This is a genomic window from Paeniglutamicibacter sp. MACA_103, from assembly GCF_045798555.1.
Lineage (GTDB): Bacteria > Actinomycetota > Actinomycetes > Actinomycetales > Micrococcaceae > Paeniglutamicibacter.
On record NZ_JBIXLN010000116.1, the window covers coordinates 1 to 639 of the forward strand.

Consider the following 639-nt stretch of genomic DNA (forward strand, 5'->3'; position numbering starts at 1 on the left):
GGGACGCTCGAGGAGCGGGTCGCCGAATCCGTGCGCCGCGAGGACCCCCGCACCACCGCCAGGCTGCTCGCCGGCATCCAGGGCACCCTCGAGCAGGGCACCGGGGACGTCCCGGAGGAGATCCTGCGCGCCAGGACCGGCCTCTTCGACCGCGGCACCACCGGCGGGCTGGGCGAATTCCTGCTCCGCACCCTGCCCGCCGACACCGAGGCCCTGCTGGCCCTCTGCGCCAGCACCGACAACCCCCGCACCCGGGCCGGGGACCGCGACGGCCTGCTCGCCCAGGCCCTGGCCACCCCCGCCACCGCCACCGCCACCGGCTCCAACGGCTCCAACGGTTCCAACAGCCAGTCGAACAACGACAACGGCAACGGTGCAGGGTTCCCCGACTTCCTCACCGACCCCGCCACCGGGCGGCCGCTCACCGACCCGGAGGCCGCCAGGAACCTGTCCCTGGACCCCAACGGCCCCGGCGCCGGGTCCCCGGGCCCGGGCACCATGGACCCCGCCGCCTACGGACCCGACGGCCTCACCCCGCCCCAACGCCACCTCCAGGGCCTGATGAACCTCATCAGGTCCGCCGGGAGCCCCGCCACCGGGAAGAAGACCACCGGCCTGCCCTCCCCCAAGACCCTGGTC

At 75.3% G+C, this 639-nt stretch carries 1 pseudogene; it reads left to right on the top strand.

The features are described 5' to 3' along the window. Positions 1-639, top strand: a pseudogene (locus ACIPVK_RS21785) (HNH endonuclease); the annotation flags it as partial.